Annotated in this window: 12 protein-coding genes; 6 read left to right on the top strand and 6 right to left on the bottom strand. The window is 72.8% G+C overall.

Features of this window, described 5'->3' with window-relative positions:
• Nucleotide 1: 1 nt before the first annotated feature.
• From OOK34_RS19535 to OOK34_RS19520, 4 genes are all read right to left on the bottom strand, one after another.
• On the bottom strand, nt 2–1,114 hold the full coding sequence (locus OOK34_RS19535) for a hypothetical protein (protein ID WP_267035142.1): 1,113 nt from the start codon (nt 1,112–1,114) through the stop codon (nt 2–4).
• A 69-nt stretch (nt 1,115–1,183) separates the two neighbouring features.
• Nucleotides 1,184–1,840, bottom strand: coding sequence for a PhzF family phenazine biosynthesis protein (locus OOK34_RS19530; RefSeq protein WP_267035141.1), 657 nt, complete (start codon nt 1,838–1,840; stop codon nt 1,184–1,186).
• 36 nt (nt 1,841–1,876) lie between these two features.
• A complete protein-coding gene (locus OOK34_RS19525) occupies nt 1,877–3,346 on the bottom strand; it encodes an HtaA domain-containing protein (RefSeq protein ID WP_267035140.1) in 1,470 nt (489 codons plus the stop codon).
• A 60-nt stretch (nt 3,347–3,406) separates the two neighbouring features.
• A complete protein-coding gene (locus OOK34_RS19520; RefSeq protein ID WP_267035139.1) occupies nt 3,407–4,816 on the bottom strand; it encodes an HtaA domain-containing protein in 1,410 nt (469 codons plus the stop codon).
• Between the two features lie 143 nt (nt 4,817–4,959).
• Here OOK34_RS19520 and OOK34_RS19515 point away from each other — a divergent pair, with 143 nt between their 5' ends.
• The 6 genes from OOK34_RS19515 (at nt 4,960) to efeU (ending at nt 11,680) form a co-directional block, all read left to right on the top strand.
• Complete coding sequence (locus tag OOK34_RS19515) at nt 4,960–6,003, top strand: hemin ABC transporter substrate-binding protein (protein ID WP_267035138.1); 1,044 nt, start codon at nt 4,960–4,962, stop codon at nt 6,001–6,003.
• Between the two features lie 82 nt (nt 6,004–6,085).
• Nucleotides 6,086–7,198 carry an iron ABC transporter permease gene (locus OOK34_RS19510; RefSeq protein ID WP_267036823.1) on the top strand — a complete coding sequence of 371 codons (1,113 nt, stop codon included), beginning with the start codon at nt 6,086–6,088 and terminating at the stop codon, nt 7,196–7,198.
• Nucleotides 7,195–8,136, top strand: coding sequence for a heme ABC transporter ATP-binding protein (locus tag OOK34_RS19505; protein ID WP_267035137.1), 942 nt, complete (start codon nt 7,195–7,197; stop codon nt 8,134–8,136). The genes OOK34_RS19510 and OOK34_RS19505 overlap by 4 nt, the downstream gene beginning before the upstream one ends.
• Before the next feature lie 189 nt (nt 8,137–8,325).
• Nucleotides 8,326–9,477: an iron uptake system protein EfeO gene (gene efeO, locus OOK34_RS19500; protein WP_267035136.1), complete on the top strand. Its 1,152-nt coding sequence runs from the start codon at nt 8,326–8,328 to the stop codon at nt 9,475–9,477.
• 30 nt (nt 9,478–9,507) lie between these two features.
• Complete coding sequence (efeB, locus tag OOK34_RS19495) at nt 9,508–10,773, top strand: iron uptake transporter deferrochelatase/peroxidase subunit (protein WP_267035135.1); 1,266 nt, start codon at nt 9,508–9,510, stop codon at nt 10,771–10,773.
• A 34-nt stretch (nt 10,774–10,807) separates the two neighbouring features.
• A complete protein-coding gene (gene efeU, locus OOK34_RS19490; protein WP_267035134.1) occupies nt 10,808–11,680 on the top strand; it encodes an iron uptake transporter permease EfeU in 873 nt (290 codons plus the stop codon).
• Nucleotides 11,681–11,749: 69 nt separating this feature from the next.
• Here efeU and OOK34_RS19485 read toward each other — a convergent pair whose 3' ends face one another.
• Nucleotides 11,750–12,613, bottom strand: coding sequence for a PhzF family phenazine biosynthesis protein (locus OOK34_RS19485; RefSeq protein WP_267035133.1), 864 nt, complete (start codon nt 12,611–12,613; stop codon nt 11,750–11,752).
• Nucleotides 12,614–12,657: 44 nt separating this feature from the next.
• Nucleotides 12,658–13,419 (bottom strand): SDR family oxidoreductase, encoded by a 762-nt coding sequence (locus OOK34_RS19480; protein WP_267035132.1) that lies wholly within the window; start codon nt 13,417–13,419, stop codon nt 12,658–12,660.
• Nucleotides 13,420–13,507: the final 88 nt, after the last annotated feature.

The following is a 13,507-nucleotide window of genomic DNA, read 5'->3' as shown; positions in this document are numbered from 1 at the left end:
GTCAGCCGAGCCGCCGGACGGCCTGCGCCGCGGCCCGCTCCACCGAACCCCTGCCGTGCACATGCACCAGCGCCAGGTGGAAGAGGGCCGGGGCCAGCGGCGCCCAGCGGTGGATCCGGTCGGGGCGCAGCAGGTACCGGATCACCTCGGCGGTGCGGAAGGGGACGTACTCGATGCTCTGGTGTTCCCAGCGGTCGGGTACTCCCCTGCTCATGCGTGCCTGGAGCTGGTCGCCGGTCAGGTCGTTCAGGCGGGCGTAGAAGTGGGCGCCCCAATGGCGCTTGTCCACGTCCAGGACGAAGCCCAGCAGGGAGAGCGAGTATTCGTGCGGCTCCAGTGAGAGTTCTTCCCGCATGCCGCGGCGGGCTGCGGCGTGCAGGTCGGGGGCGTTGCGGCCGGCCGAGTCGATGTGCCGGGAGAGCCCCTCGTTGACGGAGGAGTTCCACAGCCCCGGCGCCATGCGTACGCGGTCGCTGCGCTGGCTCACCACCAGCAGGTGGTCGGAGGTGACCACGGCGACGTTGAGGCCGAAGCTGCACTGGAGGAAGGCCGGGGCCGTCAGAGGCCGGTCGGGATCAAGATGGCGGGCGCGCGGCGTGCTCCCGTCCGGGAGCCGACGGTCCAGCTGCTGGGCCGCGAGGAAGGTGTAGTAGTCCGTCGGACGCAGCCGCAGGTGGATCTCGGCCTGCTCGTCGAGGGCGGTCCGGGAGGCTTCGACGGACTCGACGGCGTAGCGGGGTCCGTTCCACACCGGTGCCCGCTCGCCCGTCGCCCGGGCCCGCTCCTCCTCCGCCTCTATCTCGTCGCGCCAGGCCGTCATCTCCGCGGGCAGCTCGACGTCGCCGTCCAGTACCTGGATGTGGACGGATTCGGGTGCGATCACGGTCTCGCCGTCGCCGTCAACGATCAGGGCGGAGGTGCGCAAGGGGCCGAGGGAGAACGTGGACCAGGCACGGCCGCCTTGCCGGTCCCGGTAGATGATGCTGCGCACCATGCCCGCCGAGCGGCGCCTGACCTTGAACCACGCGTCCTGCAACCACTGTTGGAACAAGGTGGCGAACACGACCCCGAGCACCGCGCCCACCACTCCATTGCCCAGGTCTATGCCGCTCATTCACGGCAGCCTAGGCCAAATGATCAGCTCTGGGGCGTAGTTGGGGCGGACGGGAGTTCCGGAAACGGCCTAGGAGACGTCTGCGAAGCGGACCCGGCCGCCGATCTCGACGGTGCCGTCGGGGCCGGGGGCGGTGAGGATCTGGGAGCCGGCGCCCTGGGTGATGTTCAGGGCGCGGTTCAGCTGGGCCGTGAGGAGGATCGCCGCCGAGCCGGTGGCCTCGTCCTCGACGATGACCCCGTCGGGGCGGCGCGGGAAGCCCCGGGCGCGGATCCGGCCCGCGGGCTCGTCCTCCCAGGCCCAGGCGTACAGCCAGCCCTCGCCGGGCGGCGGGGCGGGCAGCGCGTCGACCTCGGCGGGGCTCGCGTACTGCTCGGTGTGCTTGCCGGTGACCCACTCGGGGCGGGCCGTGATCCAGGTGAACTCCCCGTCGTCGCGGGCCCACACGGACCCGGCCGGCGGCTGGAGCTCCTCGATGTCCAGCAGCCAGGCGACCCCGACCAGCGGATGCCCGGCGAAGGACATGCGCGTGCCGGGGGTGCGGATGTCGACGACCCCGCGCTCGGGGTCGTCGACGAACACCGTCTCGCTGTAGCCCAGTTCGGCGGCGAGGGCCTGCCGGGCAGCGTCGTCCGGGCAGGTGCGGCCGTCGCGGACGACTCCGAGCAGGTTGCCGTACCGGCCGTCACCCGCGCAGAAGACCCTGATCACGTCTAGATCGTTCACGCTGGCATTGAAGCACGGCGCGGTGTCAGGGCTCCGTCAGCCCAGGACCGTACGCCGGCGGCGACCGAGGTAGACGGCGCCCGCGCCGGCCGCGACCACGGTGGCGGAGGCGCCGAGCAGGGCGCCGGCCGGGACCTCGGAACCGGTGGCGGCGAGGTTGCCGCCCGCCGACCCGCCCGCCGAGCCGCCCACCGAGCCGCCGCCCACGGAACCGCCGGCCGAGCCGCCCGTGGTGGTGGTGCCGCCGGTGGTGCCCGTACCGCCCGTGGCGGTACTGGTGGCGCTGGGCGTCGGGAGGGTGGCGTCCTTGTCCACGGCCACGGAGAGGGTCACGGGGTCCATGGGCTGGCCCGGCTTGTACTTCTCCGGGACGGAGTTGCCGTTGGCGAAGACCGCCGAGCCCTTCTCGGTGAAGACGGCGGGGACGGATTCGAGGGTCAGCAGACCGCCCTTGGTCTTGTAGTCACCCTTGGACAGGTCGAGCGTGGCGAACGGGATGTCCTTGCCGGTGCCCGTCGCCGTCTTCGCGTCGAGGATCAGGGTGCCGGTCTTGCCCGCGGTCTCGATCCGGATGTTGCCGAAGGTCAGGTCGAGTCCGTGGGCGGCGTACTCGAAGCGCACGGCGCCTTCGAAGGCGGCGTTCAGCTTCTGCTTCTCGGCATCGAGTTCGCCCTTGCCGAAGGAGAAGTCGAAGGTCTTGCCGTTCTTGGTGGCTCCGCCGCTGGTCGTGATCCCCTTCTCGCCGACGTAGTCGTGGAAGGAGGCCATCACCCCCCACGTCAGCTTGCCCCGGAGGATCTTCTGCGGGCCGTCGGCGGACGGGGTGGGGGCCGACGGGGTGGAAGGGGTGGGGGCCGACGGGGACGGGGAGGTGGGGGTGGACGCCGAGGGGGACGGGGAGGGCGGCTTCTGGAACTCCAGGGCCGCCGTGAGCTTGTCGCCCTCACGGCCCTCGTAGGGCCCCGAAAGCTGCTCGGCGAGCTCCTTGGTGAGGGTGGTGGTCAGGCCGCTCATGTTCATCCCGCCGAAGGCGACGGTCGCCGCCGGGACGTCCTTGGTGAGCGTGCCGTTCCTGGTGATGTCGACCGTCAGCTTCTTGGTGCCCGTGTCGAAGCGGAAGTTCTCCATCTTGATGACGAAGCCGTGCGCCGCGCTTTCGAAGGTGGCGCTGCCCTTGAAGGCCGCCTTCACGACGTGGCCGCCGTCCTTGTCGTACTGGCCGGTGGCCGAGCCGAAGCGGAAGGTGCCGTCCGCGTTCTGGGTGGCACCGTCCGCCGTGGTGATCTTGCCCTGCGCCATGCCCGTGACGTAGGCGCGGAAGCTCGCCAGCACCCCCCAGTCGAGGGTGCCGCCCACGACGGGTATCGGCGCGGCGGCGGCCTGGGCGGCCGCGGCTGCGGGGGCCGCGCCCTCGGCCGCGGCGGGGAGGGTGAAGGCGGTGGCGCCGAGGGCGGCCGCGGTCAGCACGGCGGCCGCTACGGCGATCGGGCGGCGGTTGGACGACATCGCTGAGGACTCCTGGAGGCACGTGACGAACAGGAAGGAAGGGAAGGAGAAGAAGAGGGGCTACGGCGCCGTGTCGGACGCCGCCGCGCGGCGCCGGCGCGCGACCAGCAGGGCGGCGCCGCCGGCCAGGACCAGTACGGCCACGCCGACGGCCACGTACAGCCCGGTGTCCGGGGACTGCCCCGCGCGGGCGGCGGTGGCGGGGGCCGGAGCGGCGGAGGGCGAGCCGGACGGGGGCGCGGGGGCGGCCGGGGCGGCGGTGGAGCCGAGGTCGGGCAGGGCGGGCAGCGGGGCGCTGCCGTCCAGGGCGATGGCGAGCGAGACGGGGTCCATCTCGGTGCCGGCTTTGTACATGGAGTTGAAGGCCTGCGCTCCGCCTTCGGTGAGGGTGGCCGGGGCTTCGGTCAAGGTGGCGAGCTTCCCCTCGGTCTTCAGGCCCTTGGCGTCGAACGCGACGAGCGCCACGGCGGTCTTCGTCTCCCCGCCGGTGGTCACGTCGGCGGACAGGACTCCCTTGCCGTTCTCCACCGTGACGCCCACCCTGGCGAGCTTGAGGTCGAGATGGGCTCCGGTGAACCGGACCGTACCGGCGAACTCGGCGGCGAGCGTGCCCTTCTGGCCGTCGTACGTACCCTTGCCCCGCGGGAAGCGGAACAGCGCGCCGCCGTCCTGGGCGCCTTCGTCGAGGGTCCACTTGCCCTGGCCGACGGAGCCGGTGACGTACTCGCGGAAGGTGCGGCGCACGCCCCAGTCGACGGCGGCGTCGGCGAAGGCCCCCTCGGCCTGCGGGCTGCCGGCCGGGGCGGCCGTCGGCTGGGCGGGCGGGGAGGACTGACCGGCGGCCGGGGCCGCCTTGACATCGGCGGACAGGGAGACCGGGTCGAGCTGCGCGCCGGCCTGGTAGTAGCCGGCGAAGGCCTTGGCGCCCTCTTCGGTCAGGGTGGCGGGGAGGCTGGTGAGGGCGATCGGGCTGCCGCCGCCCCTCATGTCGATCCCGCCGAGGCCGAGCGTGGCGAAGGGCACCTGGGACTGGCTGCTGACCGCGCCGGTGTCCTTGGCCTTGCTGGACACGTCCAGGTAGAGGGTGCCGCTGCCGCCGGAGATGCGGACGGTCGGACGGCTGACGGTCATGTCCAGGTCGTAGGCGCCGTCGGGCTTCTGGTGGCCCTGGAAGGTCACTCCACCGGAGAAGGCGGCGGCGAACTCCCCCGAGGCGGGGTCGTAGGAGCCGGTCGCGGAGTGGAAGCGGAACAGGCTGCCGCCGACGGTGGCGGCTCCGCTCTTCAGCTGGAAAGCGCCTTTCGCCACCGGGCCCGTGACATAACTCTGGAAGGAGGATTTGACGCCCCAGTCCAGCCGGCCCCCCTGCACGGTACGGTTCTCCGCCCGGGCGGCGGCGGCCGGGAGCAGCGCCCCGAGCAGGGCCGCCAGCAGGACTACGGCGAACGCGCGGGCGCGTCGTGCGGACATGGGTGTCCCCTCCAGAGTCGGGCAAGCCCAGGGGCTAGTAAGCAAGGTTAGGCTAACCTAAGCTAATCCGGTCGGGCGGGGAACCCCTCGGGTCGACACAACCCAGCCTCCGCTCCCAGCCGGACGATCAGGACGGTGCCTTCGTGCCTACGCCCGCCGCGTCAACCCGCTTCCCCCGCCTGACCGTTGCCCTGACGGCGGTCACGGCCACGCTCACGCTCGCGCTCGCCGTGACGGGCTGCGCCGGTACGGACGCCGCCCCCGCCGGCTCCCCCTCCGCCGCCCGCTCCGCCCCCGTCCTCCCGGACCGGGTGGAGCCGATCGCCGCCCCCGCGCAGCCGGTGCTGCCGGTGACCGTCCCCTCGGCCGACGGGAAGCAGGTCACCGTCACCTCGGCGGACCGGGTCATCCCGCTGACCGGCAGCCTCAACGAGATCGTGCAGACCCTCGGCCTGGGCCGGCAGGTCGTCGCCCGGGACATCACCGCCACCTTCGAACAGGCCTCGGCGCTCCCGGTGGTGACACGTGGACACGAGGTCTCCGCCGAGAGCGTGCTCTCGCTGCGCCCGACGCTGGTGCTGGCGGAGACCACCACCGGCCCCGCCGAGGCGGTCCAGCAGATCCGGGACGCGGGCGTCCCGGTCCTGGTGGTCGCCCCCGCCAAGGCGCTGGAGGACGTACCGAAGCGGATCGACGCCGTCGCCGCAGCGCTGGGCGTCAAGGAGGCGGGCGCGCAGCTGAACCAGCGCACCGCCGAGCGGATCGCCGCCGCCCGCAAGGGCGTTCCGGCCGCGTCCGCGAAGAAGCCCCGGGTGGCCTTCCTCTACCTGCGCGGCACCGCCTCCGTCTATCTGCTGGGCGGCTCCGACTCGGGCGCCGGCTCGCTGCTGGAGGCGGCGGGGGCGGTGGACACGGGCAAGGAGTCCGGGCTGGGCAAGGACTTCACCCCGATCACCAGCGAGGCGCTGGCCGCCGCCGCTCCCGACGTCATCCTGGTCATGACCAAGGGCCTCGATTCGGTGGGCGGGGTCGACGGCCTCGTCAGGATCCCGGGCGTGGCCCAGACCCCGGCCGGACTGGACCGGCGGGTGGTCAGCGTCGACGACGGCGTCCTGCTGGGCTACGGCCCCCGTACCGACCAGGTGCTCTCCTCCCTGGTCACTCAGCTCTACGGCAAGGGCGCCTGAGGTGGCCGTCTCCTACGAACCCCCTACCGGTGCGGGCCAGGCCGCCGAAGACGAACCTGCCCTGCGGGCAACTCAGCCTCGCCTGGCGGACAGCGCCAGCCGAAATCCAGCCTCGCCGGCGCTTGAGGCGCGGGTCCGGGCAGCGCCCGGGAAGCGGCGCAGCCGCAAGGTCCTCGCCCTCACCACCGCACTCGTAGCCGCACTGCTCCTCCTGACCCTGCTCTCCGCGGGCGTCGGCGCGTACGGGATCCCCACCGGGGACGTACTCGCCTCCGTCCAGCACCGCGCGGGCCTCGGCGGCGCCCCCCTCGACCGGGTCGGGGAGAGCGTGCTGTGGAACGTACGCCTCCCCCGCGTCGCGCTCGCGCTGCTGGTCGGCGCGAGCCTCGGCTGCGCGGGCGCCCTGATGCAGGGGGTCTTCGGCAACCCGCTCGCCGAGCCCGGGGTGATCGGCATCTCGGCGGGCGCCGCCGTCGGCGCGGTCGCCGCGATCGGGCTGGGTCTGACCTTCCTCGGCAACTGGACCGTCACCGCCTGCGCCTTCGTCGCGGGACTGGTCACGGTCGGCTCCGTCTACCTGCTGTCGCGCAGCGGCGGGCGACCCCCCAGGACGGAGGTCGTCACCCTGATCCTGACCGGTATCGCCGTCAACGCCTTCGCGGGCGCCCTGATCGGCCTGTTCGTCTTCTTCGCGGACAGCGGCCAGGTCAACCAGATCACCTTCTGGCAGCTCGGCTCCCTCGCGCAGGCCACCTGGCCCAAGGTGCTCGCCGTACTGCCCTGCGCGCTCGCGGGGCTGCTCGCCGCCCCCTTCGCCGCGCGCAAGCTGGACCTCCTCGCGCTCGGCGAGCGCCCCGCCCGCCACCTCGGGATCGACGTCGAGCGGCTGCGCCTGGCCCTGATCCTGGTCGTGGCCCTGCTGACGGCGGCCGCCGTCGCCGTGGCCGGGGTGATCACCTTCGTCGGCCTGCTCGTCCCGCACCTGCTGCGGATGGCGAACGGCCCGGGGCACCGCTTCCTGGTGCCCGGCAGCGCGCTGGCCGGGGCCGTGGTCCTGGCCGGGGGCGATCTGGCCGCCCGGACCATCGCCCAGCCGGCCGAGCTGCCGCTCGGTGTGCTGACCGCCCTGATCGGCAGCCCGTTCTTCTTCTGGCTGCTGCGCCGCACCCGCCGCAAGCAAGGAGGCTGGGCATGAGGGCCAGGCTCGGCGGGCTCCTCGCCCGCAACCGGCGCGCCGTCCCCGAGCGCCCCGCCCCCGGGGCCGCCGTCGCGGAGGCCACCGCCCTGCACGTGCGGCTCGGGGAGCGCGAGGTGCTCGCCGGGATCGAACTGGCCGCCCGCGCGGGCGAGGTGCTCGTCCTGGTCGGCCCGAACGGAGCCGGGAAGTCCACCCTGCTCGCCGCCCTCGCCGCGGACCTGCCGGCCGCCTCGGGCAGCGTACGGATCGACGGGCGCCCGGTGGGCGACTGGTCGGCCCCCGAGCTGGCGCTGCGCCGCTCGGTGCTCCCCCAGGCGGCCGTACTGTCCTTCCCCTTCCCCGTCGCGGAGGTGGTGCGGATGGGCCGCGCCCCCTGGGCGGGAACCCCGCTCGCCGACGCCGACGAGGAGTCGGTGGCCGAGGCGATGGCCGCCACGGAGGTCACCCGTTTCGCCGATCGGCCCTTCTCGGCCCTCTCCGGCGGCGAGCGGGCCCGGGTCGCGCTGGCCCGCGTACTGGCCCAGCGGGCCCCGCTGCTCCTGCTCGACGAGCCCACGGCGGCCCTGGACCTGCGCCACCAGGAGCTGGTGCTGCGGATCTGCCGGGAGCGGGCGGCGGCCGGGGACGCGGTGGTGGTGGTCCTGCACGACCTGGGGCTGGCGGCGGCGTACGCGCACCGGGCCGCGGTGCTGCACGACGGGCGGATCGCGGCGGCCGGGCCCCCGGCGGAGGTGTTCGAGGACGGGCTCCTCAGCCGGGTCTACCGGCAGCCGGTGGAGGTGCTGGCGCACCCGCGTACGGGCGCCCCGCTGGTGGTCCCCGTTAGGGACGCGAACACCGCGGAGGGGGCCGCGGGCCAGGCCGCAGAAGGGTTACCGGCGGACGGAAACCGCTGCGCCGTACGGAATGCGAACGGGGACTTGACTCCCGCTTGACTCTCGCTTGAGGCGGCCATGGAGGGGCCGTGACGGCCTTGTGTCCGGGGCCGAAAGGTGAGAGCTGAATCACTGGACGAGTGGGTATCGGTGAGGTAAGCCTCGGTTAAGTTAGGTCCGCCTCACCGGCCTGTCCCACCGGCCTGCCTCACCGGCCTGTCCCCAGCCTTCACCCCGCCAGGAGCCCCCATGCGCCCCGCCCGCCTCACCGTCCTCACCGCGGCAGCAGCCGTCGCCGCGCTCACCGCAGTCACCGGCTGCGCGGAGAAGAGCGACAAGAGCGGTTCCGGTGCGATCCACGTGAACGCGACCGACAGCGCCTGCGAGGTCTCCCCGACGGAGTTCCCCGCCGGCAAGATCACCATCGAGGTCGAGAACAAGGGCTCCAAGGTCACCGAGCTCTACGTGCTCTTCCCGGACGACCGGATCGTCGCCGAGCGCGAAAACATCGGCCCCGGCACCAAGGCCACCATCACCGCCGAGATCAAGGCCGGCGAGTACGCCTTGGCCTGCAAGCCCGGCATGAAGGGCGACGGCATCCGCACCCAGGTCAAGGCCACCGGCAAGGGCGGCACCGAGAAGCGCAGCCCCGAGCTGGACGCCGCGGTCGCCGCCTACCGCAAGTACGTCCAGGAGCAGGCCGACGAGACCCTCCCGAAGGCCCAGGTCTTCGCCGACGCCGTCAAGGCCGGCGACGTGGAGGCCGCGAAGAAGGCGTACGCCCCCTCCCGCATCGGCTGGGAGCGCACCGAGCCCGTCGCCGAGTCCTTCGGTGACATCGACCCGAAGGTCGACGTGCGCGAGGACGGCCTGGAGGCCGGCCAGGACCCGGCGAAGGACTGGACCGGCTGGCACCGCCTGGAGAAGGCCCTGTTCCAGGACGGCAAGATCGGCGACGCGGAGAAGAAGCTCGCCGACACCCTGATGGCCGACCTCGCCGACTGGCAGAAGAAGGTCGGCCAGGCGGAGATCACCCCCACCTCCATGGCCAACGGTGCCAAGGAGCTGCTCGACGAGGTCGCCACCGGCAAGGTGACGGGCGAGGAAGAGCGCTACAGCCACACCGACCTGGTCGACTTCAAGGCCAACGTCGAGGGCGCCCAGAAGTCCTACGAGCTCCTCAAGACGGTCACCGCGAAGAACGACCCGGAGCTCACCAAGCAGCTCGACACCCAGTTCGCCGCGATGAACACCCTTCTGGACAAGTACCGCGCCGACAAGACCACCTACGAGTTCACCTCGTACGACAAGGTCGGCGAGGCCGAGCGCAAGGAGCTCTCGGACGCCGTCAGCGCGCTGGGCGAGCCGCTCTCCAAGCTGGCCGCCGCGGTCGTCAAGTAGTCCGGAACCAGGCAGAGGCGGGAGATCTTCATGACTGACGACCAGGTGTCGCAGGAGTCCGGGGACCCGGCGGGCGTGCCCTCGCGCCGCTCCGTGCTCGGCTGGGGCGGGGCCGGTCTCGCGATCGGCGCGGCCACGGCCGGCGGTGCGGTCGCCGCGTTCGGCAGCGGCTCCGACATGGCGCCGGCGGCCTCCGCCGGGGCGGCCGTGCCCTTCCACGGCGAGCACCAGTACGGCATCGCCAGCGCCGTCCAGGACCGGCTGCACTTCGCGGCCTTCGACGTGAAGACGAAGAGCCGCGAGGAGCTGGTCCAGCTCCTCAAGGAGTGGACGGCCGCGGCCCGGCTGATGACGGCCGGCCTGCCGGTCGGCGACGTGTACGAGGGCCTGCCCGAGGCCCCGCCCACCGACACCGGCGAGGCCCTCGGCCTCAAGCCCTCCCGCCTCACCCTGACCATCGGCTTCGGCCCGGGCCTGTTCGCCAAGGACCGCTTCGGCCTCGAGGGCAAGCGCCCCGAGGCCCTGGTGGACCTGGAGCTCTTCCCCGGCGACAACCTGGACGCGGCCCGCTCCGGCGGCGACCTGTGCGTCCAGGCCTGCGCCGACGACCCGCAGGTCGCGGTGCACGCCATCCGCCAGCTGGCCCGCATCGGCTTCGGCAAGGTCGTGGTGCGCTGGTCGCAGCTCGGCTTCGGCAAGACCTCCTCCACCACGCCGGAGGAGCAGACCCCGCGCAACATGATGGGCTTCAAGGACGGCACCCGGAACATCTCGGGCACCGACACCGCGGCCCTGGACAAGCACGTGTGGGTCGGCGCCGGCGACGGCAGCGACTGGCTGACCGGCGGCTCGTACCTGGTCGCCCGGCGCATCCGGATGAACATCGAGATCTGGGACCGCACCCCGCTCCAGGAGCAGGAGGACATCTTCGGCCGCGACAAGGGCGAAGGTGCCCCGGTCGGCAAGTCCAAGGAGCGCGACGAGCCCTTCCTGAAGGCGATGAAGCCGGAGGCGCACGTACGCCTCGCGCACCCCGACACCAACAACGGCGCGATGATGCTGCGCCGCGGCTACTCCTTCACCGACGGCACGGACGGCCTGGGCCGTCTCGACGCGGGCCTGTTCTTCCTCGCCTACCAGCGCGACGTCCGCAAGGGCTTCATCCCCGTCCAGCGCAGCCTGGCGAAGTCCGACGTCCTCAACGAGTACATCCAGCACGTGGGCTCGGCGATCTTCGCCGTCCCGCCGGGCGTCCGCGACAAGGACGACTGGTGGGGCCGGACGCTGTTCGCGTAGTCCCCGTCGTAGAGCCTGGAGAGGAAGAACCGCCGTGTTCGGCAATTATCTGATCGGCCTGCGCGAGGGGCTGGAGGCCAGCCTGGTCGTCTGCATCCTCGTCGCGTACCTGGTGAAGACCGAGCGCCGGGACGCCCTGCGTCCCGTGTGGCTCGGCATCGCGATCGCCTGCGCGCTCTCGCTCACCTTCGGCGCGATGCTCGAATTCGGCACCCAGGAGCTGACCTTCGAGGCGCAGGAGCTGCTCGGCGGCACCCTGTCCATCATCTCGGTGGGCCTGGTCACGTGGATGGTCTTCTGGATGAAGCGCACCGCGCGGCACCTGAAGGCCGAGCTGCACGGCAAGCTCGACACGGCGCTCGCCATGGGCACCGGCGCGCTGGTCGCCACCGCCTTCTTGGCCGTGGGCCGCGAGGGCCTGGAGACCGCGCTGTTCGTGTGGGCCTCGGTACGGGCCAGCGGCGAGGGTTCCTCCGCGCCGCTGGCCGGGGTGCTGCTGGGCATCGCCACGGCGATCGTGCTGGGCTGGCTCTTCTACCGCGGCGCGCTGAAGATCAACCTGGCGAAGTTCTTCAAGTGGACCGGCGGGATGCTGGTGATCGTGGCCGCGGGCGTGCTCGCGTACGGGGTCCACGACCTCCAGGAGGCCGCCTTCCTGGGCGGGCTGAACGACAAGGCCTTCGACATCAGCTCGGTGATCGCGCCGGACAGCTGGTACGGGGTGCTGCTCAAGGGCGTCTTCAACTTCCAGCCGGACCCCACCGTGATCCAGCTCGTGGTGTGGGCGCTGTACCTGGCCGTGGTCCTGACCCTGTTCCTGCTGCCGGGCGGCTCCGGCCGCCCGTCGGGCACCCCGGCGCCGGCAGCCCCGGCCGCCGGCTCGGCGACCGGTCCCGCCCAGGGCTGACCCGAACCGAAGCGCACGGCCCGGCCGCCTCCCCCTGCGGGAGGCGGCCGGGCCGTTTCCGCATCCGGCTCACGCGATCCGTACGCCCGTGCCGCTGACGTGGACGCGCGGGTCCCCCTCGCGCAGTTCCACCGTGAGCAGCCCGGGCCGGCCCATGTCCTCGCCCTGGTGGAGGGTCAGCACGGCCTCGGCCGGGACCAGGCCCAGCTCGCGCGCGTACGCGCCGAAGGCGGCCGCGGCGGCGCCCGTGGCGGGGTCCTCGACGACGCCGCCGACCGGGAAGGGGTCCCGTACGTGGAACTCCGCCGGGCCCGCCCGGTGCACGAGCTGGACGGTGGTGAGGTCCAGGCGCCGCATCAGGGCCTCCAGCCGCGCGAAGTCGTACGCGAGGTCCGCGAGCCGGGCCCGGGTGGCGGCGCCGAGTACGAGGTGCCGCGCTCCCGCGTAGGCGATCCGGGGCGGGAACGCCGGGTCCAGGTCCGCCTCGGGCCAGTCCAGTGCGGCCAGCGCCTCCGCGAGGTCGGCCCCGCCGATCTCCTCGGTGTGCGGTTCGACGCTGGTCAGGGTGGCCCGCAGGCCCCCCTCCCCGGCGGTGACGGAGACCGGCACGGTCCCGACGCGGGTCGCGAAGAGCAGGTCCCCGGGCCCGATCCGCTCGGCCAGCGCCACGGCGGTGGCGACGGTGGCGTGCCCGCAGAACGGCACCTCCGCCTTCGGGCTGAAGTACCGCACGGCGAATCCACGGCCGGCCGGCCCGCCCAGCCCCTCCGGCGGGGCGGTGAGGAAGGCCGTCTCGCTGTAGCCGAGCCGAGCGGCGACCTCCAGCATGGCCCCGTCGTCCAGCCCGGCGGCATCGAGCACGACCCCGGCGGGATTGCCGCCGTCCGGGTCGCCGGAGAAGGCGGTATAGCGCAGTACCTCGGTATCGGTCATGCGGCCATGATCACCAACACCGCAACGCCTGGCAACGGGGTTGCTCAGCCGCGTCCGATGTACGGCATCGCGGTCGCCATCACCGTCGCGAACTGGACGTTCGCCTCCAGTGGCAGCTCCGCCATGTGCAGCACCGTGCGGGCCACGTCGGCGGCGTCCATCACGGGCTCCACCGCCAGCTGCCCGTTCGCCTGGAGGATGCCGCTCTGCATGCGCTCGGTCATCTCGGTGGCCGCGTTGCCGATGTCGATCTGGCCGCAGGCGATCCGGTACGGCCGCCCGTCGAGCGACAGGGACTTGGTCAGGCCGGTCATCGCGTGCTTGGTCGCGGTGTAGGCGACGGAGTTCGGGCGCGGGACGTGGGCGGAGATGGAGCCGTTGTTGATGATGCGCCCGCCCTGCGGGTCCTGCTCCTTCATCATCCGGAAGGCGCCCTGCGCGCAGAGGAAGGAGCCGGTCAAGTTGACGTCCACGACCTGGCGCCAGGCCTCGTACGAGATGTCCTCCAGCGGGACCCCGGCCGGGCCGAAGGTGCCGGCGTTGTTGAAGAGCAGGTCGAGCCGCCCGTACCGCTCCCGTACGGCCCCGAAGAGCGAGGCGACGTCCTGCGGGTCGCTCACGTCGGCCCGTACGGGCAGCACGTCCGCGCCCGCTCCGGCCGCCGCGGCCGTCTCCTCCAGGGGTCCGGTCCGGCGCCCGGCCACGGCCACCGACCAACCGGCCCCGGCCAGGGCCAGGGCCACGGAACGGCCGATCCCGGAGCCGGCCCCGGTCACTACGGCGATCTTCTTCGCAGGTGCGCTCATGGAGCCGGAGAGTACGTCACAGGGGACATCAGGCCCGGGACGTTCCGACAGCTGAGAGCATGGGTCGGCCAGGGGTGGATAAAGCAGA

This window comes from Streptomyces sp. NBC_00091 (assembly GCF_026343185.1).
Taxonomy (GTDB): Bacteria; Actinomycetota; Actinomycetes; order Streptomycetales; family Streptomycetaceae; genus Streptomyces.
The sequence above is the reverse complement of the archived record's forward strand: the minus strand, read 5'-3'. Positions and strand labels throughout refer to the sequence as shown.

Excerpts from the sequence above, each read along its gene's own strand:
- OOK34_RS19535 (WP_267035142.1), bottom strand. The coding sequence starts at position 1,114 with ATGAGCGGCATAGACCTGGGCAATGGAGTGGTGGGCGCGGTGCTCGGG.
- OOK34_RS19525 (WP_267035140.1), bottom strand. The coding sequence starts at position 3,346 with ATGTCGTCCAACCGCCGCCCGATCGCCGTAGCGGCCGCCGTGCTGACC.
- OOK34_RS19520 (WP_267035139.1), bottom strand. The coding sequence starts at position 4,816 with ATGTCCGCACGACGCGCCCGCGCGTTCGCCGTAGTCCTGCTGGCGGCC.
- OOK34_RS19505 (WP_267035137.1), top strand. The coding sequence starts at position 7,195 with ATGAGGGCCAGGCTCGGCGGGCTCCTCGCCCGCAACCGGCGCGCCGTC.
- efeO (WP_267035136.1), top strand. The coding sequence starts at position 8,326 with ATGCGCCCCGCCCGCCTCACCGTCCTCACCGCGGCAGCAGCCGTCGCC.
- efeB (WP_267035135.1), top strand. The coding sequence starts at position 9,508 with ATGACTGACGACCAGGTGTCGCAGGAGTCCGGGGACCCGGCGGGCGTG.
- OOK34_RS19485 (WP_267035133.1), bottom strand. The coding sequence starts at position 12,613 with ATGACCGATACCGAGGTACTGCGCTATACCGCCTTCTCCGGCGACCCG.
- OOK34_RS19480 (WP_267035132.1), bottom strand. The coding sequence starts at position 13,419 with ATGAGCGCACCTGCGAAGAAGATCGCCGTAGTGACCGGGGCCGGCTCC.